This is a genomic window from Salipiger bermudensis HTCC2601 (assembly GCF_000153725.1).
Lineage (GTDB): Bacteria > Pseudomonadota > Alphaproteobacteria > Rhodobacterales > Rhodobacteraceae > Salipiger > Salipiger bermudensis.
This window is the reverse complement of record NZ_DS022276.1, coordinates 3530404-3556216: the sequence shown is the minus strand read 5'-3', so window position 1 is coordinate 3556216 and position 25813 is coordinate 3530404. Positions and strand designations below refer to the sequence as shown.

Genomic DNA, 25813 nt, shown 5'->3' with positions numbered 1-25813 from the left:
ACCTGGATCAGCCGTGCGCAACCTGCGGCTGGTCATCGCGCAGCGAGGTCAGCTCCTCGGCCACGAGGAAGGCCAACTCGAGCGATTGCGACGCGTTCAGACGCGGATCGCACGCGGTGTGGTAACGGTCGCTGAGGTTCTCGTCCGAGACCGCGAAGACGCCGCCAGTGCATTCGGTCACGTCCTGGCCGGTCATCTCGAAATGCACACCACCCGGGACGGTGCCCTGGTCGCGATGCACGGCGAAGAAATCGCGCACCTCGCGCAGCACCGAGTCGAACGGACGCGTCTTGTAGCCGCTGGCCGACTTGATGGTGTTGCCGTGCATCGGGTCGCAGACCCAGACCACGTTCGCCCCTTCGCTGCGCACCGTCTCGATCAGGCGCGGCAGGTGCTCGGCGGCCTTGCCGGCACCGAAGCGGGTGATCAGGGTCAGGCGGCCGGCCTCGTTCTCGGGGTTCAGCTTGGCCATCAGGACCTTGAGATCCTCGGAGGTCATCGACGGGCCGCACTTGAGACCGATCGGGTTCATCACACCGCTGGCGAATTCCACATGCGCGCCGTCAGGCTGACGGGTGCGGTCACCGATCCAGATCATGTGGCCGGAGCCTGCGAGCCACTTGCCGGAGGTCGAGTCGATCCGGGTCAGCGCCTCTTCGTACTCAAGCAGCAGCGACTCGTGAGAGGTGTAGAAGTTCACCTGGTGCAGCGCCGCCGAGCGGTGGCTGTCGACGCCCGCCGCCTTCATGAAATCGAGCGTATCGCCGATGCGGTTGGCCATGTCGCGGTAGCGCGCGGCCTTCTCGCCCTCGGTGAAGCCCAGCGTCCACTGGTGCACCTGGTGCACGTCGGCATAGCCGCCGGTCGAGAAGGCACGCAGCAGGTTCAGCGTTGCCGCCGCCTGGGTGTAGGCCTGCAGCATCTTCTGCGGGTTCGGCTTGCGCGCCTCGGGGGTGAAGGCAAGCTCGTTGATGATGTCGCCGCGGAAGCTCGGCAGCTCGATGCCATCCACGGTCTCGGTCGGGGCCGAGCGCGGCTTGGCGAACTGGCCGGCCATGCGGCCCACCTTCACCACCGGCACCTTGGCGCCGTAGGTGAGGATCATCGCCATCTGCAGCATCACCTTGAAGGTGTCGCGGATCGCGTTGGCCGAGAACTGGTCGAAGGCCTCGGCGCAATCGCCGCCCTGCAGCAGGAAGGCCTCGCCGCGCGATGCCTTGCCCAGCTCGTCGCGAAGACGGCGGGCCTCGCCTGCAAATACCAGCGGCGGATAGTTCGACAGCTGCGCCTCGACGGCCTCCAGCTCGGCCTGATCCTGATACTCAGGCATCTGGATCCGGGGCTTGGTTCTCCAGCTCGATTTGGTCCACTCACTCATGGCTATCTCCCACGCGGTCTCCGTTAGCGAAAACGTCTGGAGGCTCTACCAAAGCGAGCGAAAGAAGGCCATAGGAAATGCAGGTGATCTCTTGACGGGTTTTTGCCTTTCTGCCCATGTGACCTGATCCGCCAGAGCGCCGTAAACGCGTTCTTGAGGATGCGACCCGTAATGGTTGCACGACCTAAATCGCCGCGAGGGATAGATGCCGGTGCAGAACAAAGCTTTCGAAGCCGATACGCAGGCGAAGCCGCGCCGGTTTGTGTTTGTCCTTCTGCCGGAGTTCACCCTGCTGAGTTTTGCCGCCGCGCTCGAGGCGCTGCGCATCGCCAACCGCATGGCCGGCGCGCCGATCTACAGCTGGGTTCTGACCTCCGAGGGCGGCGAAACCGCGCGCTGTTCGGCGGGCACCGAGTTCAAGCTCGATTGCGATCTGCCCGAGCTGACCCGCGACGATGTCGTGCTGCTCTGCGGTGGGCTCGACATCGCCGAGGCGACCACCAAGCGGCTGATGAACTGGCTGCGGCGCGAGGCCCGGCGCGGGCTTTCCATGGGCGGGCTCTGCACCGCCAGCTGGACGCTGGCCGAGGCCGGGCTGCTCGACGGCAAGCGCGCCACGATCCACTGGGAAAACCAGGACGGGTTCGAAGAGGAGTTCCCCGAGGTAGAGCTGACCAAGTCGGTCTTCGTGGTCGACGGCAACCGGCTTTCGACCGCCGGCGGCACGGCCTCGATCGACCTGATGCTCAAGCTGATCGCCGACGATCACGGCGAAGACCTCGCCAACGCGGTGGCCGACCAGCTGATCTATTCCTCGATCCGCACCGATCAGGACACCCAGCGGCTCTCGACGCCGACCCGCATCGGTGTGCGCCATCCCAAGCTGGCGCAGGTCATCAAGATGATGGAAGCCAATATCGAGGAGCCGATCTCGCCGGCACTTCTGGCCAAGGATGTCGGCATGTCGACGCGCCAGCTCGAACGGTTGTTCCGGCGCTACCTCAACCGCTCGCCCAAGCGCTACTACATGGAACTGCGCCTCCAGAAGGCCCGCAATCTGCTGATGCAGACCGACATGAGCGTGATCAACGTCGCGCTGGCCTGCGGCTTCGCCAGCCCCTCGCATTTCTCGAAATGCTACCGTGCGCACTACCAGACCACGCCCTATCGCGAACGCGGCACCCTCGCCGCCAAACCCGGGCGCGAGGACGCCTGAGCCCCGTCAGGGCCGCGATCCGCGGTAGAGCGTGCCGTTGACCTCGCTGAGGAACCAGATCGCGCCATCAGGCCCTTGATCGACATCGCGCACCCGCAGCGTTGCCTCGCTCTCGAGCTGTTCGACCTCGCGCATCGGAGTGCCGGACAGCCGGGCGATGTAGTTGAACTTGAGCGAGCCCACGAGCGCGTCGCCGTCCCAGCGCCCGCCCTCGAGAAACACGATGTCAGATGGCGCATTGGATGGATCCCAATAGAAGACCGGTTGCTCCATGCCCGGCTTTGACGTGCCTTCGCCGATCCTGGCGCCGGAATAGTGCTCACCGTAGGAGATCACCGGCCAGCCGTAATTGGCGCCCTTCTCGATCCGGTTGACCTCGTCCCCGCCCTGCGCGCCGTGCTCGACGGCCCAGAGCCGGCCGCGCCCGTCGAAGCCGAGCCCCTGCGGGTTGCGGTGGCCGTAGCTCCAGATCTCGGGCTGCGCGCCATCCTGCCCGACAAAAGGATTGTCACGCGGCACCGCGCCGTCGCGGGTGATGCGGATCACAGAACCATTGTGGCGCGCGAGATCCTGTGCCGACGGCCGGTCGCCGCGTTCGCCGATGGTGACGAAGAGATGCCCGTCCGGCGCCTCCACGATGCGCGAGCCGAAATGCCGCCCGCCGCTCGAGCCCGGCGCCATCTCGAAGATCGTCTCGGCCTGCTCCAGGCGGCTGCCATCCTGCGACAGTCGCGCCTTCAGCACCGCCGTGCCGGCGCCGCCCTGCTGGCGCTTGGAATAGGTCAGGAAGATCTCGCGGCTGGTGGCGAAATCGCGTGGCACAATCACGTCGAGCAGACCGCCCTGCCCGCGTGTGTAGATCTCGGGCAGGCCCGAGAGCCGCTGCGCGCGGCCGTCGCGCACTGCCAGCAAATCGCCGCCGCGCTCGGTGATCAGGATGGTGCCGTCAGGCAGGAAATCAAAGCTCCACGGCGTGTCGAGCCCCCGCACCACCGGGCTGACCAAAAGGGTCCCGGCGCTGCTCGGAATGTCCTGCGCCAGCGCTGATCCTGCGGGGACAAGCGCAAGTACTGCTGCGAAAATCGCGTGTTTCATGTCGGGCACCTCCAGCCCGTCGATATGGGGCCAGGCCGCGCGCGGACAAGCCGGTTGCCCGTGCGGCAGCCACGCCCGTGGCCCCTTTTCTTTTGTCAAGGGCTTGCATAGGCTCCCGCCCGGACAATGCGTTCCAGCAAGGGAGATCCTGATATGAAAAAGTGGCTTCTGGCCTCCGCCGCCACCACGCTGCTTGCCGCAGGCGCCGCGCAGGCCCAAGACGCCAAGGTCGGCGTCATTCTCGGCTTCACCGGCCCGATTGAATCGCTGACCCCCTCCATGGGCGCGAGCGCCGAGCTTGCCCTGACCGAGGTCAACGACAGCGGCAAGTTCCTCGAGGGCGTCACGCTGAGCCCGGTGCGCGCCGACTCGACCTGCATCGACAGCGCCGCCGCGACGGCCGCCGCGGAACGTCTCATCACCACCGACGGCGTGGTCGCCATCATGGGCGCCGACTGTTCGGGCGTGACGGGCGCCATCCTGTCGAACGTCGCGGTGCCCAACGGCGTGCCGATGATCTCGCCCTCCGCCACTTCGCCGGCGCTGTCGAACGCCGAAGACAACGGCCTGTTCTTCCGCACCTCGCCGTCAGACGCGCGCCAGGGCGAAGTGCTGGCCAGCATCCTGGCCGAGCGCGACGTGTCCTCGGTCGCGGTGACCTACACCAACAACGACTACGGCAAGGGCTTTGCCGACAGCTTCGCGGCGGCCTTCGAAGCCGAGGGCGGGGAGATCACGCTTTCCACGCCGCACGAGGACGGCAAGGGCGACTACTCCGCTGAAATCGGGGCCCTGGCCTCGGCCGGCGGTGACGTGCTCGTGGTCCTGGGCTACTCCGACCAGGGCGGCAAGGGCATGATCCAGGCCGCGCTCGACACCGGCGCCTTCGACACCTTCGCCATGGGCGACGGCATGTACTCCGACGCGCTGCTGGCCGATCTTGGCGGCGACATCGAAGGCAGCTTCGGCTCGGTGCCGTGGGCCGAGGGCGAAGGCACCGAGGCCTTCACCACGCTCGCAACCGAGGCCGGCATCAACGCCGAGAGTTCCTACACCCGCGAGAGCTATGACGCGGCAGCCCTGATCGCTCTGGCGATGATGAAGGGTGGCGAGGTCTCCTCCGCGGCGGTTGCGGCCAACGTGCTCGATGTGGCCAACGCACCGGGCGAGCCGATCCTGCCGGGCGAGCTTGGCAAGGCGATGGAAATCCTTGCCGAGGGCGGCGAGGTGGATTACGTCGGCGCCACAAACGTGGAACTCGTCGGACCGGGCGAAGCCGCGGGCACCTACCGCTATTACGAGATCAAGGACGGTGACTTCAGCACCGTTTCGTTCAAGTAATCTCGCCGCACTGGCGAATACGGACAGCCCGGGGTCAGTTCCCGGGCTGTTTCCAATAACAAGACAGGCGCAGCAAACCGCGCCGGAGGGGACGAAGCATTGATCCGGGTGGACAACCTGCACCGCCATTTCGGCGGCTTCCGCGCCGTTGACGGCGCCTCGCTCGAGATTGCCGACGGCTCGATCACCGGGCTGGTGGGCCCGAACGGGGCCGGCAAGTCGACGCTCTTCAACGTCATCGCCGGCGCCCTGCCGCCGACCTCCGGAACGGTCTGGATGGATGGCGAGGACATCACCGGCCTGCCGCCGCACGCGCTTTTCCACAAGGGCCTGCTGCGCACCTTCCAGATCGCGCACGAGTTCTCGTCGATGAGCTGCCGCGAGAACCTGATGATGGTGCCGGGCGAACAGGCCGGCGAGAGCCTGTGGAACGCCTGGTTCGGGCGCGGCCGCATCGCCCAGGAAGAGGCCGCACTTCTGAAGAAGGCCGACGAGGTGCTCGACTTCCTCACCATCTCGCATCTGAAGGACGAGAAGGCCGGCAATCTTTCCGGCGGGCAGAAGAAGCTGCTCGAGCTCGGCCGCACGATGATGGTGGATGCCAAGATCGTGTTCCTCGACGAGGTCGGTGCGGGCGTGAACCGCACGCTTCTGAACACCATCGCCGACACCATCGTGAAGCTCAACCGCGAGCGCGGCTACACCTTCTGCGTGATCGAGCACGACATGGATTTCATCGGCCGCATCTGCGACCCGGTCATCGTCATGGCCGAGGGCAAGAAGCTGGCCCAGGGCACGCTCGACGAGATCAAGGCCAACGACGCCGTGATCGAGGCCTATCTCGGCACCGGGCTCAAGAACAAGGAGGCGGCGGGATGAGATCGGCGCTGCGCGGTGGGGGCGCTGCCCCCACACCCCCGAGGTATTTTCGAACCAAAGAAGAGGGGGCCTGGTCATGAGCGGCGGCCCCTATGACGACCGTGGCAACCACGACGCCAGCATCACCAACCCGTGCGGCATGGCCGAGGACGATCCCGTGCACGCGGGCGGCCACGAGCACCCTGCCCCCGGCGGGCCGTTCCTGATCGGCGAGGCGATGACCGGCGGCTATGGCCGAGGCGCGGATATCCTGCACAGCTGCACCATCGCGGTGGATCGCGGCGAGATCGCCGTCATCGTCGGGCCCAACGGTGCCGGCAAGTCGACGGCGATGAAGGCGGTGTTCGGCATGCTGAGCCTGCGCGAGGGCATGGTGCGGCTCGACGGCGAGGACATCACCGAGCTGTCTCCGCAGGCGCGGGTGCGCAAGGGCATGGGCTTCGTGCCGCAGACCCACAACATCTTCACCTCGATGACGGTCGAGGAAAACCTCGAGATGGGTGCCTTCATCCGGCGCGACGACATCTCGGGCACCATGGAGCAGGTCTTTGATCTGTTCCCGATCCTCAAGGACAAGCGCCGCCAGGCCGCGGGCGAGCTCTCGGGCGGCCAGCGCCAGCAGGTGGCCGTGGGCCGTGCGCTGATGACCAAGCCCAAGGTGCTGATGCTCGACGAGCCCACCGCCGGCGTCAGCCCGATCGTCATGGACGAGCTCTTCGACCGCATCATCGAGGTCGCCCGCACCGGGCTGCCGGTGCTGATGGTCGAGCAGAACGCCCGCCAGGCGCTGGCCATCGCCGACAAGGGCTACGTGCTTGTTCAGGGCCGCAACGCCCATACCGGCACCGGCAAGGCGTTGCTCGCGGATGACGAGGTCCGCCGCAGCTTCCTGGGGGGCTGAGACATGACCCGTTTTCACACAAGACCAAGAATAACCGGGGAGCACCCGTGATGGATTTCCTCAACGCATTGGTCGCGCTGGCCAATTTCGTTTTCATTCCGGCCATTGCCTATGGCAGCCAGCTGGCGCTGGGGGCGCTGGGCGTGACGCTGATCTACGGCATCCTGCGGTTCTCCAACTTCGCCCATGGCGACACCATGGCGATCGGCACCATGTTCACCATCCTGGTGACCTGGGGGTTGCAGGCGCTGGGTGTGAGCTTCGGCCCGCTGCCCACGGCGCTGCTGGCCATTCCCTTCGGCATCGTGCTGACCTCGCTCCTGGTGCTGGGCACCGACCGGCTGGTCTATCGTTTCTACCGGGAGCAGAAGGCCAAGCCGGTGATCCTCGTGATCGTGTCGATGGGGGTGATGTTCATCTATAACGGCCTCACGCGCCTGATCATCGGCCCCGGCGACCAGAACTTCGCCGATGGTGAGCGCTTCCTGATCTCGGCGCGCGACTTCAAGACGATGACCGGGCTCGACGAGGGGCTGGCGCTGAAATCGACGCAGGCGATCACGGTAGTTGTGGCGATCCTCGTCGTGGCGCTGCTGTTCTGGTTCCTCAACCACACCCGCACCGGAAAATCGATGCGCGCCTATTCCGACAACGAGGATCTGGCGCTGCTATCGGGCATCAACCCCGAGCGCGTGGTGATGGTCACCTGGATCATCGTCGCGGCGCTGGCGGTGGTGGCGGGCACGCTCTACGGGCTCGACAAGAGCTTCAAGCCTTTCACCTACTTCCAGATCCTGCTGCCGATCTTCGCCAGCGCCATCGTCGGCGGGCTTGGCTCGCCGCTGGGGGCCATCGCAGGCGGCTTCATCATCGCCTTCTCCGAGGTCGGCATCACCTATGCCTGGAAAAAGGTGCTCACCTACATGCTGCCCGAAAGCCTCGAGCCATCGGGGCTCGTGCAGCTCCTGTCCACCGACTACAAGTTCGCCGTCAGCTTCGTGATCCTGATCATCGTGCTGCTGTTCCGGCCGACAGGTCTGTTCAAGGGGAAATCGGTATGAGGACGCTCGCTCTCTTCGCGCTCGTCGCGGCGCTGATCCTTGGCACCGGAGTCCTGCAGAGCTGGAACTCCGCCCTGATCATCCTCAACATGGGACTGGTGAGCGCCATCATGGCGCTTGGGGTCAACCTGCAATGGGGGCTTGCCGGGCTGTTCAACGTCGGTGTCATGGGCTTCGTCGCGCTTGGCGGGCTGGCCGTGGTGCTGACCTCGGTGACGCCCGTGCCCGAGGCCTGGGCCGCGGGTGGCTGGCGTGTGCTCGGGGCCATCGCCTTTGCGCTTGCCGCCATCGCGGGCGCCGTCTTCGCCTGGAAGACCCTGCCCCGCAAGACCCGTGGCTGGGCCGTTGCCGCCATCGCCGTGGTTGGGTTCTTCCTCTATCGCGCCATCCTCGACCCGGCGGTGTCGGCCATCGAGTCGGTCGACCCGGCCGCCACCGGCTTCCTCGGCGGGCTCGGTCTGCCGGTGCTGCTGGCTTGGCCTGTGGGCGGTCTGCTCGCCGCGGGCGTTGCGTGGGTCATCGGCAAGACCGCGCTCGGGCTGCGCTCGGACTACCTCGCCATCGCAACGTTGGGCATCGCCGAGATCATCATCGCGCTCTTGAAAAACGAGGACTGGCTGACCCGCGGCGTCAAGAACGTCATCGGCCTGCCGCGCCCCGTTCCCTACGAGATCGACCTGCAGAATGACGCGGGCTTCGTCGAGACCGCCGCGGGCATCGGGCTCGACCCGACCACCGCCTCGACGATCTACGTCAAACTCGGCTACTCGGTGCTTTTCGCCGTGGTGCTGGTGGTGCTTCTGGTGCTGGCACAGCTGGCGCTGAACTCGCCCTGGGGGCGGATGATGCGCGCGGTCCGCGACAACGAGGAAGCCGCCGAGGCGATGGGCAAGGATGTCACCGCGCGGCACCTGCAGATCTTCATCCTCGGCTCGGCGCTCTGCGGCATTGCCGGTGCCATGATGACCACGCTCGACGGTCAGCTCACGCCCTCGAGCTACCAGCCGCTGCGCTACACCTTCCTGATCTGGGTGATGGTGATCGTCGGCGGCTCGGGCAACAACCTCGGCGCGGTGCTGGGCGGGTTCCTGATCTGGTTCCTCTGGGTCCAGGTGGAGCCGATGGGCCAATGGCTGATGGGCGTGATCACCGCTGGCATGGCGGATGGCTCGGCGCTCAAGGCGCACCTGCTGGGCAGCGTGCAGCACATGCGGCTTCTGACCATGGGGGTGATCCTGCTGCTGGTGCTGCGCTTTGCCCCGCGCGGGTTGTTGCCCGAGCGCTGATAACAGACGCTTAATCTCTGGTGCCGCAAGATGGCCCCGGTGACCGCGCCGGGGCCTTTTTCTTGCGAGGGTGTTTCGCAAGGATCCGCCGACGGCGCGGTGCACCACGACAGCCCTTGGAACGCAGAGCATGAGTGGACGTTGCCCCGGTATGAGACAGATGGAATGGACCCGCATCACCCGGAACTGGAACCAGGCCGCAGGCCGCCTTCGGCAGCGCTTTCCGCATGTCGATGACGCAGCGCTCAGCGATGCGCCGCCGCAGGTCGACGAGGTCGCGCGCCACGTGGCCGATCGGCACGATCTGACGCTGCACGAGGCGCGGCGCGAGGTCGAGGATCTGCTGTTCCCGGTCCGCTTGCCGGAACCGCTGCAGCGCGCGGCGGGCTGATCCCGGCAGGCGCGAATTCATCCTCCGGGGGCGGAACCCGGACAGCTCAGGCGGCGTTTCTCGAACAGGTATAGGAGGCTGCGCCGATGCTCGATTTCTTCTTCCGCCCGAAACGTCCCATCGCCCCCGGAACGCCCTCCCGGCCCGTAACGGTGCCGGCACGCGAGGTGCCGAAAGACGCCGCACCGCAGATCAACACGGCACAGCCCGAGGATCTGGCGTGCCGAGGACGAGCTTGCCAAGCTCGCCGCGCTGGCTCGCGGAAGCTGATCTGACGCGGTAACGCTGTTGCAGAGGCCCGGCCGTCAGGCGCGACGCTCAGCCCAGCGAGGTAATCCAGAGGATCGTCGCATCCTCCGGGCTTACCGAAACCACGTTGTGGCCCATGCTGGCATCGTAATAGGCGCTGTCGCCGCGGCGCATCTCGATCGGCTCGTAGAACTCGGTGTAGAGCGTGACCACACCGGTGAGCACGTAGAGGAACTCCTCGCCGTCGTGGCGCACCCAGCCATCGAACTCGTCCATGTTCCGGGCGCGCACGCGGGCGCGGTAGGGCAGCATCTTCTTCTTGGTCATGGCTTTCGGCAGCAGCTCGTGCTCATAGGTCACCGTGGCCTGGTGCAGGCCCAGTCCCTCGCGCGTGTGCACCATCCGGCCCGAGACCTGCTCCTTCTTCGGCGGCGTAAAAAGCTGCGGCACTCCGATCCCGAGACCGACCGCAAGCTTCTTCAGCGCGTCATAGGTTGGCGACATCTGCCCGTTCTCGATCTTCGACAGCGTCGAGCGTGCCAGCCCGGCCTCGCGGGCCGCCTGCTCCAGAGTCCAGTCGCGGGCCTTGCGCAGCTCGCGCACGCGCGCCCCGAGGTCGAGCGGTTCGGCAGAGGCCTCTTCGCCGGTTTCCCGCGCCAGGCGGATCAAGGTCTTCGGGTCGCGGGTCATGGCTCTTCCTATAGGGCCGCCACGGGAGCCTTGCAACAAATCCGGAGCGGCCCTAAGCCAATGGCATGGTCTCGCTTTTCGATGAAGGCGCCTATGCGCCCTGCCCCGCGCCGTTCAACCTCGCCGCCCACGTGCTGGAGGCAGGCCACGCCACGCCCGACAAGATCGCGCTGGCCATCGTCAAGCCCACTGGCGCGGAGCGCTGGTCCTATCACCGGCTGATCGCCGCGGTCCGAGGCACCGCCACCGGCCTGCTCGAGGCGGGGCTCGCGCCGGGGGACATCGTGCTCATGCGGCTCGGAAACACCGTCGATTTCCCGATCGCCTATCTCGGTGCCATCGCCGCCGGGCTTGTGCCGGTGCCGACGTCGTCGCAGCTCACCGCACGCGAGGTGGCGCCGATGCTGGACCACCTGAAGCCCGCTGCCATCCTGCGGGGCGAGGGCGTCGCCAGCCCCGACACCGAGATCCCGGTCTTTGGCCCCGAGAGTTTCGAGGCGTGGCACGCGCTGCCGCCCGCGCCCTGGCACGTGGGCGATCCCGAGCGGCTGGCCTATATCATCTACACCTCCGGCACCTCCGGCTTTCCGCGTGCCGTGGGCCATGCCCATCGGGCGATCTGGGCGCGTCAGATGATGATGGAGGGCTGGTACGGCCTGCATCCGAGCGACCGGCTGCTGCATGCCGGTGCCTTCAACTGGACCTACACGCTGGGCACGGGGCTCATGGATCCGTGGACGATGGGGGCGACAGCGCTGATCCCGGCGGCGGGCATCGATCCGGCGCAGCTGCCGCTGCTGCTCAAGCGCAACGATGCGACGATCTTCGCCGCCGCCCCGGGCGTCTATCGCAAGCTGCTGAAATACCCGCTGCCGCCGATGCCAAAGCTGCGCCACGGACTGGCCGCAGGTGAAAAGCTCACCGCCACCACCCGCGACGCCTGGCGCGAGGCTACCGGCAACGAGATCTACGAGGCCTTCGGCATGTCCGAATGCTCGACCTTCATCTCATCCGCCCCCGCGCATCCTTGCGATGCCGACATGCTGGGCCGTCCGCAGGCCGGGCGCCGCGTGGCAATCCTTGGCGAGGATGGCGCGCCCGTGCCGTTGAACGAGCCCGGCACCATCGCCGTGCATCGCTCCGATCCGGGACTGATGCTGGGCTATGTCGGCGCGCCGGAGGATACCGCGCAGCGGTTTATCGGCGACTGGTTCCTCACCGGCGATCAGGGCTGCATGGATGAGGATGGCCAGATCCGCTATCTCGGGCGCGGCGACGACATGATGAACGCCGGTGGCTACCGGGTCTCACCGATCGAGGTCGAGGCGGCGCTGGCCGACTTGCCGGGCATCACCGAAATCGGCGTCACGGACGTGGCGGTGAAAGAGGGCGTCAGCGTGATCGCGGCCTTCTACGTGGCCGAGGAAGAGCTCGACGAGACCATGCTCGCCGCCCGCGCTGCCGAGCGTCTTGCGCGCTACAAGCAGCCTCGCGCCTATCTGCGGATCGATGCCCTGCCGCGCAATGCAAACGGCAAGCTCATCCGCAAGGCGCTGAAGGACCACGCGATTTCCTGAGCCGGGCCGGTCAAGCCGCGAACAGCACCACCAGGATCCCCACGGTCGCCGCGCCGATTACCGTCGACAGCACCACCGACGAGGAGGCCAGCCGCTCGGCCCGGTGCCGGGCGGCGAAGATGACGTAGAGGGTGAACATCGGCATTGCCGCGAACAGCGTGGCGCCGCGGATTTCGTCCTCGCTCATCGCGGTGAACAGCGACAGGGCCACGAAGACCAGCACGGGATGCAGCAGAAGCTTCGCCCCGGCAACAAGGAAGACCGGCGGGTCGACCTCGTCGAGCCGCGAGCGCGCGACGTTGCCGCCGACGAGGAACAGCGAGATCAGCGGCGCCGCCGCGACGATCATGCTCCGGGTCTTGTCCAGCGGCTCGGCCAGCACCAGCCCGGTTGCCCCGAAGGCGAGCCCCGCCAAGAGGCCGAGCACGGTCGGGTTCTGCAGCGTCGTCTTCGCGGTGTGCAGCATCGCCTGCGAGGCCGGTAGCCCACGCTGCCGGCTCAGCACGTCGCCAAGCGTCAGGGCCAGCGGGATGACGACCATGTTCTCCACGACCATGATCCACGCGAACAGCCGGTCTGCCACGTCCGGCAGGACGATCATCGTGATGGGGTAGCCGAGAAACACCGAGTTCGGCACCGACGAGCCGAGCGCGGCCACCCAGCTCTGCCCCGGCCCGTACCCAAAGAGCTTGTTCAGCGCGAACCGTACCAGCGTCAGCGTGGCAAGCGAGGCCAGCGCGTAGACAAGGATGAACCGCCAGTTGAACTGGCTCAGGTCGCCGGCACTGGACACGGCCGAGAAGATCAGCACCGGGACGCACACGATCAGCATGAAGCGGCTGAGCTGCGGCAGGGCGTCCGGCGCAACGAGCTTGCTCTTGATGACGCCGAACCCCAGCAGGATCAGAAGGTAGATCGGCAACAGCGTAAGAAGGGGTGCGAGCATGGGATGCCTTTTTGTATGTGCACTTTCTAACCACTGTGAGGCGCCTTGCAAAGACGCGGCCGCCGCGAGGGCAGCCAAATGGCAGGCTGGACGCAGGCCGCGCCCAGAGCTTAGGCTCGATGGATATTACCCACGCTGCGGAGCACCCTTCGCGCGCAACCAGTGCTTTCAATCTGAGGAATTGCCATGAAACACGTTCTGACCGTGCTCGCCTTGTGCCTTTGCGCCGCCGGGGGCAGCGCCTCCGCCCAATCCTGCTCCGAGATCCGCTTCGCCAGCGGAGCCTCGTCGGGCGAGGTCTCGGGGCGCGTCACCGACAATGCACCGCTCTGCTTTGTCTTCGGCACCGGCGCGGGCCAAAGCGCCCGGCTGCAGCTGCTTGGCAGCGACAACACCTGCTTCACCATTCCCGGCGTGACCGACTGCCAGGACGATTTCAGCTTCCGCACCAGCGCCGGAACCTACCGCGTCAATGTCTTCCAGCTGTTCCGGGCCCCTGCCTACGAGCAGTTCACCCTGCGGCTCACGATCCGCTAAGCAACCTGTGCGCCAAGAAAAAAGGGCCCCGCGAGGAGGCCCTTCAAAGGTTCGCTGACGGGGCTCGGTATTCTTACCGCTCGTTGTCTTCTGCCTGCGGCCCCGACCGCGCAGGGTGACCTCGGCCCCCCCGGATATCCGGCAGGGCACATGCGCGCCCTGCCCTGATCTCTCAGCTGCAGCCGCTGGTCGAGCCGCAGGTGTTGCACTTCATGCAGGTGCCGTTGCGCACCAGCGTGTAGTTGCCGCATTCGCCGCACGGATCGCCCTCGTAACCCTGCATCCGGGCCTTGGCGCGGGCGTCCATCGCCACGGCGGAGGTCGAGGTGCTGAGCGTCGCAACCGTGCTCTGCACCGCCTCTGCGTTCATCGCTCCGTGCGAGGCCACCGGGCCGGTCCCGGTCCGCTGGCCGCCCTGCAGCACCACCAGTTCCTGCGGCAGGCGCTTGCGGAGATAGCCGGTCGAGGAGATCTGCTTGAGCATCTCCAGCGAGCGCGCCGCGGTGTTCTCGGACAATTCCTCGACATTCGACACGCTCTCTTCCTCGCCGCGGCCGAGATCGTCGAAGGTCGCGCCAGAGGGCTTCACATGCGCCAGATCGGTGCGGTCGAGATAGGAGACCGCCAGTTCGCGGAAGATGTAGTCGAGGATCGAGGTGGCGTTCTTGATGCTGTCATTGCCCTGCACCATACCAGCGGGCTCGAACTTGGTGAAGGTGAAGGCGTCGACGAACTCCTCCAGCGGCACCCCGTATTGCAGGCCGACCGAGACCGCGATGGCGAAGTTGTTCATCATGGCGCGGAAGCCGGCGCCTTCCTTGTGCATGTCGATGAAGATCTCGCCGAGGTTGCCGTCCTCGTATTCCCCGGTGCGGAGATAGACCTTGTGGCCGCCGACGATGGCCTTCTGGGTATAGCCCTTGCGGCGCTCGGGCATCTTGGTGCGCCCGGCGCGGATGACCTCCTTGACCACCACCTTCTCGACGATCTTCTCGGCGATAACCTGCGCCTTCTCCTGCGGCGTGCCGCTCTCGAGGGTTTCGAGCGCGTCGTCGTCATCCTCGACCAGCGCCGAGGCCAGCGGCTGGCTCAGCTTGGAGCCGTCGCGGTAGAGCGCATTGGCTTTTACCCCCAGCGACCAGGACAGTTCATAGGCCTTCTGGCAATCCTCGACCGTGGCCGCGTTGGGCATGTTGATGGTCTTGGAAATCGCCCCGGAAATAAAGCTTTGCGCGGCGGCCATCATGTGGATGTGGCTGTTGACCGAGAGGTAGCGCTTGCCCTTTTTTCCACAGGGATTTGCACAGTCGAAGATCGACAGGTGCTCGGATTTCAGATGCGGCGCGCCCTCAAGGGTCATGGTGCCGCAGACATGGTCGTTGGCAGCCTCGATGTCGGCCTTGGTGAAGCCGAGATGCTTCAGCAGGTCAAAGGTCGGGTCCGAAAGCTTGTCGGCCGGAATGTTCAGACCGTCGCGGCAGAACGCCTCGCCCAGCGTCCACTGGTTGAACACGAAGCGGATGTCGAAGGCAGTGCCGAGGGCGCGCTCGACCTTCTCGATCTGCGCAGGGCCGAAGCCCATGCCGATCAGCGCGGTGTGGTTGATGCCGGGGGCATTGCCCAGCGTGCCGTGACCGACCGCGTAGCCCACGATCTCCTCGATCTGGCTCGAGCTGTAGCCCAGCTTCTCGAGCGCCGAGGGCACCGAGCGGTTGATGATCTTGAAGTAGCCGCCACCGGCGAGCTTCTTGAACTTCACCAGCGCGAAGTCGGGCTCGATGCCGGTGGTGTCGCAATCCATCACGAGGCCGATGGTGCCGGTGGGCGCGATCACCGAGACCTGCGCGTTGCGGTAGCCATGCTGCTCGCCCAGACGCAGTGCCTCGTCCCAGGCAGATTTCGCCAGTGCCACGAGCGCCTGATCGGGGCAGTTGCCGTGATCGAGGGCCACCGGCTTGACCGAGAGCCCCTCGTATCCGTCCGTCCTGCCATAGGCGGCGGTGCGATGGTTGCGGATGACTCGCAGCATGTGCTCGGCGTTGCGCTCGTAGCCCGGGAAGGCGCCAAGCTCGCCGGCGATCTCGGCCGAAGTGGCATAGCTCACGCCAGTCATCAGCGCGGTCAGCGCACCGCAGAGCGCGCGGCCCTCGTCGCTGTCATAGCTGAACCCCATGTTCATCAGCAGGCCGCCGATATTGGCGTAGCCGAGGCCGAGGGTGCGGAAGTCATAGGAAAGCTGGGCAATTTCCTTCGAGGGGAACTGCGCCATCAGCACCGAGATTTCCAGCGTCAGCGTCCACAGGCGCGTGGCGTGCATGTAGCTCTCGGCATCGAACTGGCCGTCCTTGAGGAAGGTCAGCAGGTTCATCGAGGCAAGGTTGCAAGCAGTGTCGTCGAGGAACATGTATTCCGAGCACGGGTTCGAGCCGCGGATCTCGCCATCCGCCGGGCAGGTGTGCCAGGCGTTCACGGTGTCGTGGAACTGGATGCCCGGATCGGCGCAGGCCCAGGCGGCGTGGCCGATCTGTTCCCACAGCTCCTTGGCGTCGACGGTCTTGGCGACCGAGCCGTCTGTGCGGCGGATCAGCTCCCACGGCCGGCCCTCGCGGACCGCCTCGAGGAAGGCATCGGTGACGCGGATCGAGTTGTTCGAGTTCTGGCCCGAGACGGTGGCATAGGCCTCGCTGTCCCAGTCGGTGTCATAGGTCGGGAACTCGATCGAGGCATAGCCCTGCCGCGCGTAATCGAGCACGCGCTTGATATAGGTTTCGGGGATCGCGACCTTCTTGGCCTCGCGGATCGCGGTCTTCAGCGCGGTGTTGGCGTTGGCCTCATAGGCATCGCTCTCGAGCCCGTCCCACGCGCGGATCGCGTCGAAGATGGCGTTGAGCATCTTCTCGTGCATCTTCGAGCCGGCGACGATGCTCGCGACCTTCTGCTCTTCCTTGACCTTCCAGTTGATGAAATCCTCGATATCGGGGTGATCGGCATCGACGATGACCATCTTGGCCGCGCGGCGCGTGGTGCCGCCCGACTTGATCGCGCCGGCAGCGCGGTCGCCGATCTTGAGAAAGCCCATCAGGCCCGAGGACTTGCCGCCGCCCGAGAGACGCTCGTTCTCGGCGCGCAGGCTCGAGAAGTTGGTGCCGGTGCCGGAGCCGTACTTGAACAGGCGCGCCTCGCGCACCCAGAGATCCATGATGCCGCCATCGCCCACCAGATCGTCGGCCACGGACTGGATGAAGCAGGCATGCGGCTGCGGGTGCTCATAGGCCGATTTCGACTTGGTCAGCTTGCCGGACTTGTGATCGACATAGTAATGGCCCTGCCCCGGACCATCGATGCCATAAGCCCAGTGCAGGCCGGTGTTGAACCATTGCGGGCTGTTCGGCGCCGCGGTCTGGCTCGCCAGCATGTGGCGCATCTCGTCGTAATAGGCCTGCGCGTCGTCCTCAGAGGTGAAGTAGCCGCCCTTCCAGCCCCAGTAGGCCCAGGCGCCGGCGAGCCGGTCGAAGACCTGCTTGGCCGAGGTCTCTCCGCCACGCGGCGCGTCCTTGTCGGCAGGCACCGAGCGCCACAGGAACTCGGGCACGTCCTTTTCTGCGACCTTCTTCAGGGTCGCGGGCACGCCGGCCTTGCGAAAATATTTCTGCGCGATGACGTCAGAGGCCACTTGGCTCCACTTTGCGGGAACTTCGAGTTCGTCGAGCTTGAAAACGGTGGAGCCGTCAGGGTTGCGGATCTCCGAGGTCGTGGTGACGAACTCGATGCCCGCATATGCGTCCTGGCCGGCCTGCGTGTACTTTCTCTCGATCTTCATCGCTGTTCTGCCCTCAGCTGCCCAAATCTTTTGCCGGTCGGCAGAGACAGCCTCTCCGGGCAGCGACGGAAGCAAAGCCGTCCCTGTCAGGTATTCCTGTCTAACTGCTGTCTCGGTCTGTCCCCGCCGGGAACCACAACATGTTGTGATCTTGCCTCCGGCCCCCACAAACTGACGCAAGTGACCGGACTGGGTCAACGGGTTTTTCTGGACTGTCACATATATTTTGCGTTGTGCGCCGGGCCCCATACTAGGGCTATGGGTTGTTCCAAAGTCATCCACACCCGGAGCCAAAACCGCCTCGGGCCGCTGGACAAGGGAAATCCCCGCCTGCGAGGCGGTTTATCCACAGCTGTTGAGAACTGCCCTGAGCATATCTCCCAGAGTGTCATGACATTCCTGCAACAGCGGTGTTTCCGGAAGCGACAGCGAATGTCTGCCGAAAAACCGGGCAGCACGTGCTGATGACGCGATCACTCGCGCGACCAGGACGGCAAGGGCCTGGAATCACGCGGCATTGATGACGATGTGAGGAAAGTGGTCGGGGCGGCGAGATTCGAACTCACGACCTTCTGTACCCAAAACAGACGCGCTACCAGGCTGCGCTACGCCCCGACAGGCTCCGCATAAAGCGAAGCCGGAGGATTGAAAAGGGCCAATCCGCGCGGCGTGCTACTCGCAGGGCCAGACCGGATCGCCGGAAATGGCCGGATGCATCATTTCGCTGCCTTCAGCGATGCCAAGCTGTGCCGCCATGCCGCCATTGATTTCGAGCACGTATTGCACCGGCTCGCCGCTCGGGATCGGCGTTTCGTCATGCGGGATCGCCATCGGGTGAACCTTGACCACCCGTCCCTGCGCATCGGCAAAAATCATGTCGAGCGGAATGAGTGTGTTCTTCATCCAGAACGCGGTCGGGCGCTCTGCCTCGTAGACGAAAAGCATCCCAGCGCCCGGCGGCATCTGCTCGACATGCATCAGCCCTTGTGCGCGTTCCGCCGCATCGTCGGCCACCTCGACGCTCAGGCGCACACTGCCCCAGTCGCCGCGGAGCCAGATGGCATCATCGCGGCAGGACTGTGCAGCAAGCGGGCCGCCCGCGAGGGCGGCAGCCAGCAGTGTCAGGAGGGAGAAATTGCAGCTTCCCATGCATTTACCTCGGTGGCCATCTGCCCACGCTTGCCGTTAATCACGCGGATTGCAAGCGCTTCCCCGGGCTGAAGGTCCGCGAGGCCGGAGCGCCGCAACACTTCGATGTGAATGAACACGTCATCCGAGCGGCCGAACACGTTGGCAAAGCCGAAGCCCTTGGCCTTGTCGAACCATTTGACCCGTGCGGGCTCGAGCGGAGCCGATCGCATGATCTCGGGATCGACATCCTCGAAATCTGCCAGCGGAGCGCCGGACGGCGCTTCGGGCGGTTCGATCCTGCGCACTTCTGTCGCCTGAATTCCACGTTCTGTCCGTTGCGCGCTGACCTCGATTCGGGCCCCGTCGGCCACTGAGCTCTGGCCGAAATTGCGCAGGACATTGGCATGAAGCAGGATATCGGGCCCACCTTCATCGGCGATTACAAAGCCAAATCCCTTTACGGGATCGAACCACTTTACCTTCCCGAGAACGTCGAACGTCTCTTCGTCATGCTGTGTCAACTGTGCTTCCATTGGTCGTCATGCGTATCCCCGCTTCCCTCTTGCGACAGGCAGGGCAGCAAATGCAAGCCCACTCAACTTATATTTGCAAGCCTGTGCAGTTCACGTGACGTGAAATTCACGGGTTCAGCCGGTCCACGTTCCATGGGTCGGCAATGGACCGCCGACGCCACACGAAACGGTCATGCAACCGGAAGGCGCCATCCGCCCAGAACTCGATCTCCAATGGGGCGATCCGAAACCCACCCCAGAATGGCGGACGTTTCGGCGTCGCGCCATGGGTTGCGGTGATTTTCGCCACGTCAGCCATCAAAGACGCGCGCGAAGACAGGGGTTGCGACTGCCGCGACGCCCATGCTCCGAGACGGGATTTCAGAGAGCGGCTGTTGTAATAGGCGTCGGCTTGCGGTCCGTCTTCGCGGGTCACCGTTCCGCGCACCCGCACCTGACGGCGTAACGATTTCCAATGCATCACGAAGCCGGCCTTGCCGCTTTCTGAAAGTTCCTGCCCCTTCGCACTCTCGTAATTGGTGTAGAACACGAAGGCATCCGGCTCGATCTCCTTGAGCAGCACCATGCGCACATTGGGCAGACCATCCGGGTCGACCGTGGCCAGCGCGATGGCGTTGGGATCGTTGATCTCGGTCTTCTCGGCCTCGGCCAGCCAGCTGCGGGCGATCGCGAACGGGTCGTCCCCCGCGAAGATGCCTGTGCGGTCGGACATATCGGTTCTCCTTCACCTGCGATGACAGCGCAAACCCTTGAAGCCGTTCCGGGCTTGCCCTAAAGGGTTTCGAACACAGAAATGCCGGGCGGAGATAGGAAATGTCAAACACTCTGATGGCGGGCAGCGCGGCCTGATCATGGGCCTCGCCAACGACAAATCAATCGCCTGGGGCATCGCCAAGGCACTTCGCGACGCCGGCGCCGAGCTCGCCTTCTCCTATCAGGGCGACGCCCTGAAGAAGCGCGTCGATCCGCTGGCCGCTCAACTTGGAAGCGACATCGTGCTGCCCTGCGACGTGGGCGACGAGGCCTCGATCGACGGGCTGTTCGACGGGCTGAAAGAGCGCTGGGACAACCTCGACTTCATCGTCCACGCCATCGGCTTTTCGGACAAGAGCGAGCTGCGGGGCCGCTATGTCGATACCAGCCGCGACAACTTCAAGCTGACCATGGACATCTCGGTCTACTCGTTCACCGCCGTCATGCAGCGGGCCGAGAAGATGATGACCAAGGGCGGCTCCGCCCTCACCCTCACCTATTACGGTGCCGAGCGCATCATGCCGCATTACAACGTCATGGGCGTGGCCAAGGCGGCGCTCGAGGCGTCGGTGCGCTATCTCGCCGAGGATCTCGGCCGCGACGGCATCCGCGTGAACGCGATCTCCGCCGGTCCGATCAAGACGCTGGCCGCCTCGGGCATCGGCGATTTCCGCTACATCATGAAGTGGAACGAGTACAACTCGCCTCTGCGCCGCAACGTGACCATCGACGATGTCGGCGGCTCGGCGCTCTACCTGCTGTCGGATCTCGGCGCGGGCGTCACCGGCGAGACCCATCACGTCGATGCAGGCTATCACATCGTCGGCATGAAGGCGCCTGACGCGCCTGATATCACCAAGGGCTGAGGAGGAGCTCGCATGACCAACGACCTTCTGCCGCATGAAAAGGGCTTTCACGTCAGCTGGGACCAGCTGCACCGCGACGCGCGGGCGCTGGCCTGGCGGCTTCAGGGCCACGGGCCCGAAGATGGCGGCTGGAAGGCAGTGGTGGCAATCACCCGGGGCGGCATGGCCCCGGCGATGATCATCGCCCGCGAGCTCGACATCCGCACCGTCGACACGATCAGCGTCAAGAGCTACCACTCGGGCGGCGGAAAGGCCGACCAGCGGCGTGAGGCGCAGGTGCTGAAATCGCCCGACGCAGAGCTTGTCGGCGATGGCGACGGCATCCTGATCATCGACGACCTGGTCGACAGCGGCAAGACGCTCGAACTGGTGCGCAGCCTCTACCCCAAGGCCCATGTGGCGACGGTCTATGCCAAGCCGATGGGAAAGCCGATGGTCGACAGCTACATCACGGAAGTCAGCCAGGACACCTGGATCTTCTTCCCGTGGGACATGGCGCTGCAATACGTAAAGCCCTATCGCGGCGATTCCGACTGAGCGCCAAAATTTTTCGTACGAAAAATTTGCCGCCCCGCGCCGGATCAAGGCGCGGGGCGTCTTACGTTTAGAGCGCCGCGGCCAGCGTGTCGCGCCACGGCGTCGTCGGGCGACCGAGCAGGGTCGAGAGCGTCTTGTCCTCGCTGTAGAGACCGCCCTGCGCGGCGCCCTTCTCGCTGTCGGCCAGCATCTCGGCCACCGGTGCCGGCAGGCCCGCTCCGATCAGCGCCGCCTGGTAGGCCTCGGGGGGCATGTCGGTGTAGCCGATCTCCTTGCCCGAGAGCTCCGAGAGCGCAGCTGCGAAGTCCGGCAGGCTGTAGGAGGTGTCACCGGCCAGCTCGTAGACCGTGCCCGAGGCCGGCAGATCGCCGCTCAGCACGATGGCCGCCGCTTCGGCATAGTCGGCGCGCGTGGCGCTCGAGACCCGGCCGTCTCCGATGGTGCCGATCATGCCGCCATGCTCCAGCGCCGTCGGCACGCCCATGGTGTAGTTCTCGGTGTACCAGCCATTGCGCAGCAGCGCGTGAGGTAGGCCCGAGGCCGCCAGCGCCTGCTCTGTCGCCATGTGCTCCGCCGGCAGCACGGTCAGCGGCGAGCTGTCGGCGCCGAGGATGGAGGTGTAGGCGATGAACCCGACGCCCGCGCTCTTGGCGGAGTCGATCACGTTGCCATGCTGCGCCGCGCGCTTGCCCACCTCGCTCGACGACACCAGCAGCAGGCGCTCGACGCCCGCGAAGGCTGCGGTCAGCGCCGCCGGATCGTCATAGGAGGCCACGCGGACGCTCACGCCCTTGGCTTCCAGCGGGGCCACCGCCTCGGGGCGGCGCACCAGCGCGCCGACCTCGCCTGCCGGCACGCGGGCCAGAAGCGCGTCGATGACGAGGCCGCCAAGCTGTCCGGAGGCGCCGGTGACAAGGTATTTGAGCGTGTCAGACATGGGATTTTCCTTTCGTGCGAATTTGGTCTATAACCGTGATATGGTCTCGGATGTAGACCGAATGTAGGGCGCTGTGAAGGAGGCACTTTATCATGACCAGGGAACATGCGGGTAACCCGGACGGCATCGAGATCCTGCGCCAGCTTGCGTCCTTCGACGGCGCGCCGGACGATCCCGGCGTCTGCCCGGTGCGCGATGTGCTCGACCGGGTGGGCCAGAAGTGGACGCTGCTGCTGCTGATCGCCCTCACCACCGGTCCGAAGCGCTTTTCGGCGCTACAACGTCAGGTCGGCGACATCTCCAAGCGGATGCTGACCCAGAGCCTGCGCCAGCTCGAGCGCGACGGGCTGATCTCGCGGCAGGTCTTTCCGACCAAGCCGCCATCGGTAGAATACGCCCTGACCGAGCTTGGTCATTCCGCGCTCGAGCCCATTGCCATCCTGACCGACTGGGCCGACCGCAACCACGGCCGCATCCGCGCCGCGCGCGCGTCCTTCGACACCGCGGACGCCTGAGCGAAGCGCCCGCCACGGCGGGCCTTTCCCCGCCCGGAGCGGCCTGATAGCGTGCGCCGAAATCACGCCGGATCCGACAAAATGACCCAACTCAGCCGCACGCAATCCACCTTCACACCGCCGGTCCCCGAGGCCAAGCGCTGGATCGAGGGCGTGTCCTTTCCCGCCGACCGACCGCTGATCAACGTGAGCCAGGCCGCGCCCGTGGATCCGCCGCCCGCCGCCCTGCGCCGCGCCATGGCCGAGGCGATGGAGCAGCCCGAGACCCATCTCTACGGCCCGGTCCTCGGCCTGCCGGCGCTGCGCATCGCGCTGGCCCGCGACTGGAGCGCGCATTACGACGCCGAGGTGAGCGCCGATCAGGTCGCGATCACCGCGGGCTGCAACCAGGCCTTCGCCGCCACCATGGCCGCCATCGCCGGCGAGGGCGACGAGGTGCTGCTGCCGACGCCGTGGTACTTCAATCACAAGATGTGGCTCGACATGCAGGGCGTGCGCACCGTGCCGCTGCCCACTGGCGACGACCTGCTGCCCGGGGCCGAGGATGCCCGCGCCCTGATCAGCCCGAAGACCCGCGCCATCGTGCTGGTCTCGCCCAACAATCCCGGCGGCGTCGAGTATCCGGCCGAGACCCTGCGGGCGCTCTACGACCTTGCCCGTGAGTATGGCATCAAGCTGATCGTCGACGAAACCTACAAAGACTTCGACAGCCGCTCCGGTGCGCCGCACGATCTGCTGCGCCAGCCGGGCCACGAGGACACGCTGATCCAGCTCTACAGCTTCTCCAAGGCCTACCGTCTCACCGGCCATCGCGTGGGCGCGATCATCGCAGCGCCGGGCCTGCTCGAGGAGGTCGAGAAGTTCCAGGACACGGTGGCGATCTGCGCACCGCAGCTCGGCCAGATCGCGGCGCTCTGGGGGCTCGAGAACCTGAGCCAGTGGGTCGCCGGCGAGCGTGACGAGATCCTCGCGCGCCGCGAGGCGATCACCGCGCAGTTCCCGCGGCTCGAGGCGCGTGGCTGGCGCCTCAAGGGCCTGGGCGCCTATTTCGCGTATGTCGAACATCCCTTCGCCGAAGGCTCCGACGTATTGGGGCGCAAGCTGGTGCACGAGGCCGGCATCCTCGCCCTGCCCGGCACCATGTTCGTGCCGCCAGAGGACCCTGCCGGCGCGCGGCATTTCCGCTTCGCCTTCGCCAATCTCGACGCGGACGCGATCACGGTGCTGTTCGACCGGCTCGACGCGCTGGACTGGCCCCTTGCGGGGACCGACAGCCCGTCATAGACACGGGCGCCAGAACCATAAGGGGAAGAGGCAGTCATGGCGCGCGGAAAAGCCGGCATCACCAAGTACATCGTCTGGGCGATCCTGATCGCCTCGTTCGTCGGTTTCGGCGCCTTCGGCACGGTGAATTTCTCCGGCGGGGTCGGCAATATCGGCTCGGTCGGCGACACCACGATCTCGACCAGCGACTATGCCCGCGCGCTGCAATCCGAGCTGCGCGCCCAGCAGGCCCAGACCGGCCGGGCGATCACGGTCGAGCAGGCGCGCCAGTCCGGCCTCACCGATCAGGTGCTGGCGCAGGTCGTGACCAATGCCGCACTCGAGGACGAGACCACCCGGATCGGCCTTTCGGTCGGGGACGAGCGCGTTGCCGAGGATCTGAGCAATGTCGAGGCCTTCAACGGCCCGGACGGCAATTTCGACCGCAGCGCCTATGCCTACGCGCTGCAGAATGCCGGCCTCAACGAAGGCGAGTTCGAGGAAAACCTGCGCCGCGACGCCGCGCGCTCGATCCTCAGCGCCGCGGTGATCTCGGGCACCACCCTGCCCGACGCCTATGTCGACACGCTGCTCGAGTATATCGGCGAGAGCCGCGCCTTCACCTGGGCCACGCTTGAGCGCGACGCGCTCAACACAGGCCTGCCGGTGCCGTCAGAGGACGAGTTGCAGGCGTGGTACGATGACAATATCGACCTCTTCACCCTGCCCGAGACCAAGGTCATCACCTTCGCCTGGCTGACGCCGGACATGATCGTCGACACCGTCGAGGTCGAGGAAGACGCCCTGCGCGCCGCCTATGACGAGCGCGCCGAGGAGTTCAACCTGCCCGAGCGGCGCCTGATCGAGCGGCTGGTGTTCAGCACCGAGGCCGAGGCCCAGGCCGCCGCCGACCGCATCGCCTCGGTCGAGGCGGATTTCGAGACCGTGGTCGACGAGCGCGGCCTGGCGCTGATCGACACCGACATGGGCGATGTGACCCGCGACACGCTGGGCGACGCCGCCGAGCCGGTGTTCTCGGCCGAGGTCGGCGATGTCGTGGGCCCGGCGCCCTCCTCCTTCGGCCCGGCACTCTACCGCGTCAACGGCGTGCTGCCGGCGCAGGAAACCCCCTATGAAGAGGCGGTGCCGGATCTGCGTGACGCACTGGTGCTCGACCGGGCCCGCCGGGTGATCGAGGGCATGGCCTCGAGCATCGACGACGAGCTTGCCGGCGGCGCGACGCTGGAAGAGCTGGCGCAGGACACCGACATGGAGCTTGGCCAGATCGACTGGACCGCCAGCACCGACACCGGCATCGCCGGCTACCAGTCCTTCCGCGAGGCGGCCTCCGCCGTGGCCGAGGGAGACTACCCGGCAATCGCCGAGCTTGGCGACGGCGGCATCTTCGCGCTCCGCCTCGACGAGCTTCGCGCCCCAGCGCCTGCCCCGTTCGAGGATGTGCGCGACCGGGTCGAGCAGCTCTGGGAGCAGGAGCAGGCCACCGACGCGCTGCTGACACAGGCCGAAGAGATCGCGACCCGTATCTCCGAGGACCAGAGCTTTGGAGAGAACGGGCTCGATGCCAGCGCAGAGAGCGGCCTGACCCGCGAGTCGCGCATTCAGGGTCTGCCGGCGGCGGTGCTCGAGGCGGTGTTCGACATGGCCGCAGGCGAGGCCCGCGCGGTGCGCGGCGACGGTGCGGCGCTGATCGTGCGGCTCGATGACGTCACCCCGGTCAACATGGAAGACCCGCAGATCCAGCAGCTTGGCAACGCGCTGCGCGACCAGGCAGCGGGCAGCGTCTCGCAGGACCTGTTCCGCGCACTCAATGCCGACATCCAGTCGCGTGCCGGCATCAGCATCGACCAGTCCGCGGTGAACTCCGTGCTCAGCACCCTGCAGTAAGGCCCA

Annotated in this window: 23 protein-coding genes, 1 tRNA gene and 1 pseudogene; 15 read left to right on the top strand and 10 right to left on the bottom strand. The window is 65.9% G+C overall.

Features of this window, described 5'->3' with window-relative positions; translation table 11 throughout:
• Positions 1-7: 7 nt before the first annotated feature.
• Positions 8-1378 (bottom strand): class II 3-deoxy-7-phosphoheptulonate synthase, encoded by a 1371-nt coding sequence (locus R2601_RS16800; protein WP_040544846.1) that lies wholly within the window; start codon positions 1376-1378, stop codon positions 8-10.
• 205 nt (positions 1379-1583) lie between these two features.
• Between R2601_RS16800 and R2601_RS16795 the strand changes: the two genes are divergently transcribed.
• A complete protein-coding gene (locus tag R2601_RS16795) occupies positions 1584-2594 on the top strand; it encodes a GlxA family transcriptional regulator (protein ID WP_007800457.1) in 1011 nt (336 codons plus the stop codon).
• A gap of 6 nt (positions 2595-2600) precedes the next feature.
• On the opposite strand, the gene R2601_RS16790 is transcribed toward R2601_RS16795, so the two are convergent.
• Positions 2601-3689: a PQQ-dependent sugar dehydrogenase gene (locus tag R2601_RS16790; RefSeq protein ID WP_040544844.1), complete on the bottom strand. Its 1089-nt coding sequence runs from the start codon at positions 3687-3689 to the stop codon at positions 2601-2603.
• A 153-nt stretch (positions 3690-3842) separates the two neighbouring features.
• Between R2601_RS16790 and R2601_RS16785 the strand changes: the two genes are divergently transcribed.
• The 7 genes from R2601_RS16785 (at position 3843) to R2601_RS26685 (ending at position 9823) form a co-directional block, all read left to right on the top strand.
• The gene (locus R2601_RS16785) at positions 3843-5030 is read left to right on the top strand and encodes an ABC transporter substrate-binding protein (RefSeq protein WP_007800455.1); all 1188 of its coding nucleotides are present in this window, start codon (positions 3843-3845) and stop codon (positions 5028-5030) included.
• Between the two features lie 99 nt (positions 5031-5129).
• A complete protein-coding gene (locus R2601_RS16780) occupies positions 5130-5909 on the top strand; it encodes an ABC transporter ATP-binding protein (protein ID WP_040544842.1) in 780 nt (259 codons plus the stop codon).
• Positions 5910-5985: 76 nt separating this feature from the next.
• Positions 5986-6810 (top strand): ABC transporter ATP-binding protein, encoded by an 825-nt coding sequence (locus R2601_RS16775; RefSeq protein ID WP_007800453.1) that lies wholly within the window; start codon positions 5986-5988, stop codon positions 6808-6810.
• Between the two features lie 50 nt (positions 6811-6860).
• The gene (locus R2601_RS16770; protein ID WP_007800452.1) at positions 6861-7871 is read left to right on the top strand and encodes a branched-chain amino acid ABC transporter permease; all 1011 of its coding nucleotides are present in this window, start codon (positions 6861-6863) and stop codon (positions 7869-7871) included.
• Positions 7868-9157: a branched-chain amino acid ABC transporter permease gene (locus R2601_RS16765; protein ID WP_007800451.1), complete on the top strand. Its 1290-nt coding sequence runs from the start codon at positions 7868-7870 to the stop codon at positions 9155-9157. The genes R2601_RS16770 and R2601_RS16765 overlap by 4 nt, the downstream gene beginning before the upstream one ends.
• 151 nt (positions 9158-9308) lie before the next feature.
• The gene (locus tag R2601_RS16760; protein ID WP_144266925.1) at positions 9309-9548 is read left to right on the top strand and encodes a hypothetical protein; all 240 of its coding nucleotides are present in this window, start codon (positions 9309-9311) and stop codon (positions 9546-9548) included.
• A gap of 86 nt (positions 9549-9634) precedes the next feature.
• The gene (locus tag R2601_RS26685; RefSeq protein WP_144266924.1) at positions 9635-9823 is read left to right on the top strand and encodes a hypothetical protein; all 189 of its coding nucleotides are present in this window, start codon (positions 9635-9637) and stop codon (positions 9821-9823) included.
• A gap of 43 nt (positions 9824-9866) precedes the next feature.
• On the opposite strand, the gene R2601_RS16755 is transcribed toward R2601_RS26685, so the two are convergent.
• Positions 9867-10487: a helix-turn-helix domain-containing protein gene (locus tag R2601_RS16755; protein WP_007800449.1), complete on the bottom strand. Its 621-nt coding sequence runs from the start codon at positions 10485-10487 to the stop codon at positions 9867-9869.
• Positions 10488-10552: 65 nt separating this feature from the next.
• Here R2601_RS16755 and R2601_RS16750 point away from each other — a divergent pair, with 65 nt between their 5' ends.
• A complete protein-coding gene (locus R2601_RS16750; RefSeq protein ID WP_007800447.1) occupies positions 10553-12064 on the top strand; it encodes a class I adenylate-forming enzyme family protein in 1512 nt (503 codons plus the stop codon).
• A 10-nt stretch (positions 12065-12074) separates the two neighbouring features.
• Here the strand turns inward: R2601_RS16750 and R2601_RS16745 are convergent, their stop codons facing one another.
• Complete coding sequence (locus R2601_RS16745) at positions 12075-13010, bottom strand: AEC family transporter (RefSeq protein ID WP_007800446.1); 936 nt, start codon at positions 13008-13010, stop codon at positions 12075-12077.
• A gap of 186 nt (positions 13011-13196) precedes the next feature.
• Between R2601_RS16745 and R2601_RS16740 the strand changes: the two genes are divergently transcribed.
• Positions 13197-13547, top strand: a complete 351-nt coding sequence (locus tag R2601_RS16740) for a hypothetical protein (protein WP_007800444.1) — start codon at positions 13197-13199, stop codon at positions 13545-13547.
• Positions 13548-13719: 172 nt separating this feature from the next.
• Here the strand turns inward: R2601_RS16740 and R2601_RS16735 are convergent, their stop codons facing one another.
• The 5 genes from R2601_RS16735 to pdxH form a co-directional block, all read right to left on the bottom strand.
• A complete protein-coding gene (locus R2601_RS16735; protein ID WP_007800443.1) occupies positions 13720-17367 on the bottom strand; it encodes a vitamin B12-dependent ribonucleotide reductase in 3648 nt (1215 codons plus the stop codon).
• Between the two features lie 538 nt (positions 17368-17905).
• Positions 17906-17982 (bottom strand) — tRNA-Pro (locus R2601_RS16730).
• A gap of 57 nt (positions 17983-18039) precedes the next feature.
• Positions 18040-18516, bottom strand: coding sequence for a DUF192 domain-containing protein (locus R2601_RS16725; protein ID WP_007800442.1), 477 nt, complete (start codon positions 18514-18516; stop codon positions 18040-18042).
• On the bottom strand, positions 18489-19031 hold the full coding sequence (locus tag R2601_RS16720) for a cold-shock protein (RefSeq protein WP_007800441.1): 543 nt from the start codon (positions 19029-19031) through the stop codon (positions 18489-18491). Before R2601_RS16720 ends, R2601_RS16725 begins: the two co-directional genes overlap by 28 nt.
• A 106-nt stretch (positions 19032-19137) precedes the next feature.
• Entirely contained in the window at positions 19138-19743 is a 606-nt protein-coding gene (pdxH, locus tag R2601_RS16715) for a pyridoxamine 5'-phosphate oxidase (protein ID WP_007800440.1), read from the bottom strand.
• Positions 19744-19844: 101 nt separating this feature from the next.
• Between pdxH and fabI the strand changes: the two are divergent.
• Both fabI and gpt read left to right on the top strand, forming a co-directional pair.
• Positions 19845-20650: pseudogene (gene fabI, locus R2601_RS16710) on the top strand (enoyl-ACP reductase FabI).
• A gap of 12 nt (positions 20651-20662) precedes the next feature.
• The gene (gene gpt / locus R2601_RS16705; protein WP_007800438.1) at positions 20663-21187 is read left to right on the top strand and encodes a xanthine phosphoribosyltransferase; all 525 of its coding nucleotides are present in this window, start codon (positions 20663-20665) and stop codon (positions 21185-21187) included.
• 67 nt (positions 21188-21254) lie between these two features.
• On the opposite strand, the gene R2601_RS16700 is transcribed toward gpt, so the two are convergent.
• Positions 21255-22124, bottom strand: a complete 870-nt coding sequence (locus R2601_RS16700) for an SDR family oxidoreductase (RefSeq protein ID WP_007800437.1) — start codon at positions 22122-22124, stop codon at positions 21255-21257.
• Positions 22125-22216: 92 nt separating this feature from the next.
• On the opposite strand from R2601_RS16700, the gene R2601_RS16695 reads away from it, so the two are divergent.
• From R2601_RS16695 to R2601_RS16685, 3 genes are all read left to right on the top strand, one after another.
• Positions 22217-22639, top strand: coding sequence for a winged helix-turn-helix transcriptional regulator (locus R2601_RS16695; RefSeq protein WP_007800436.1), 423 nt, complete (start codon positions 22217-22219; stop codon positions 22637-22639).
• A gap of 81 nt (positions 22640-22720) precedes the next feature.
• Positions 22721-23923, top strand: a complete 1203-nt coding sequence (locus R2601_RS16690) for an aminotransferase (RefSeq protein ID WP_007800434.1) — start codon at positions 22721-22723, stop codon at positions 23921-23923.
• Positions 23924-23959: 36 nt separating this feature from the next.
• Entirely contained in the window at positions 23960-25807 is a 1848-nt protein-coding gene (locus R2601_RS16685) for a peptidyl-prolyl cis-trans isomerase (protein ID WP_007800432.1), read from the top strand.
• Positions 25808-25813: the final 6 nt, after the last annotated feature.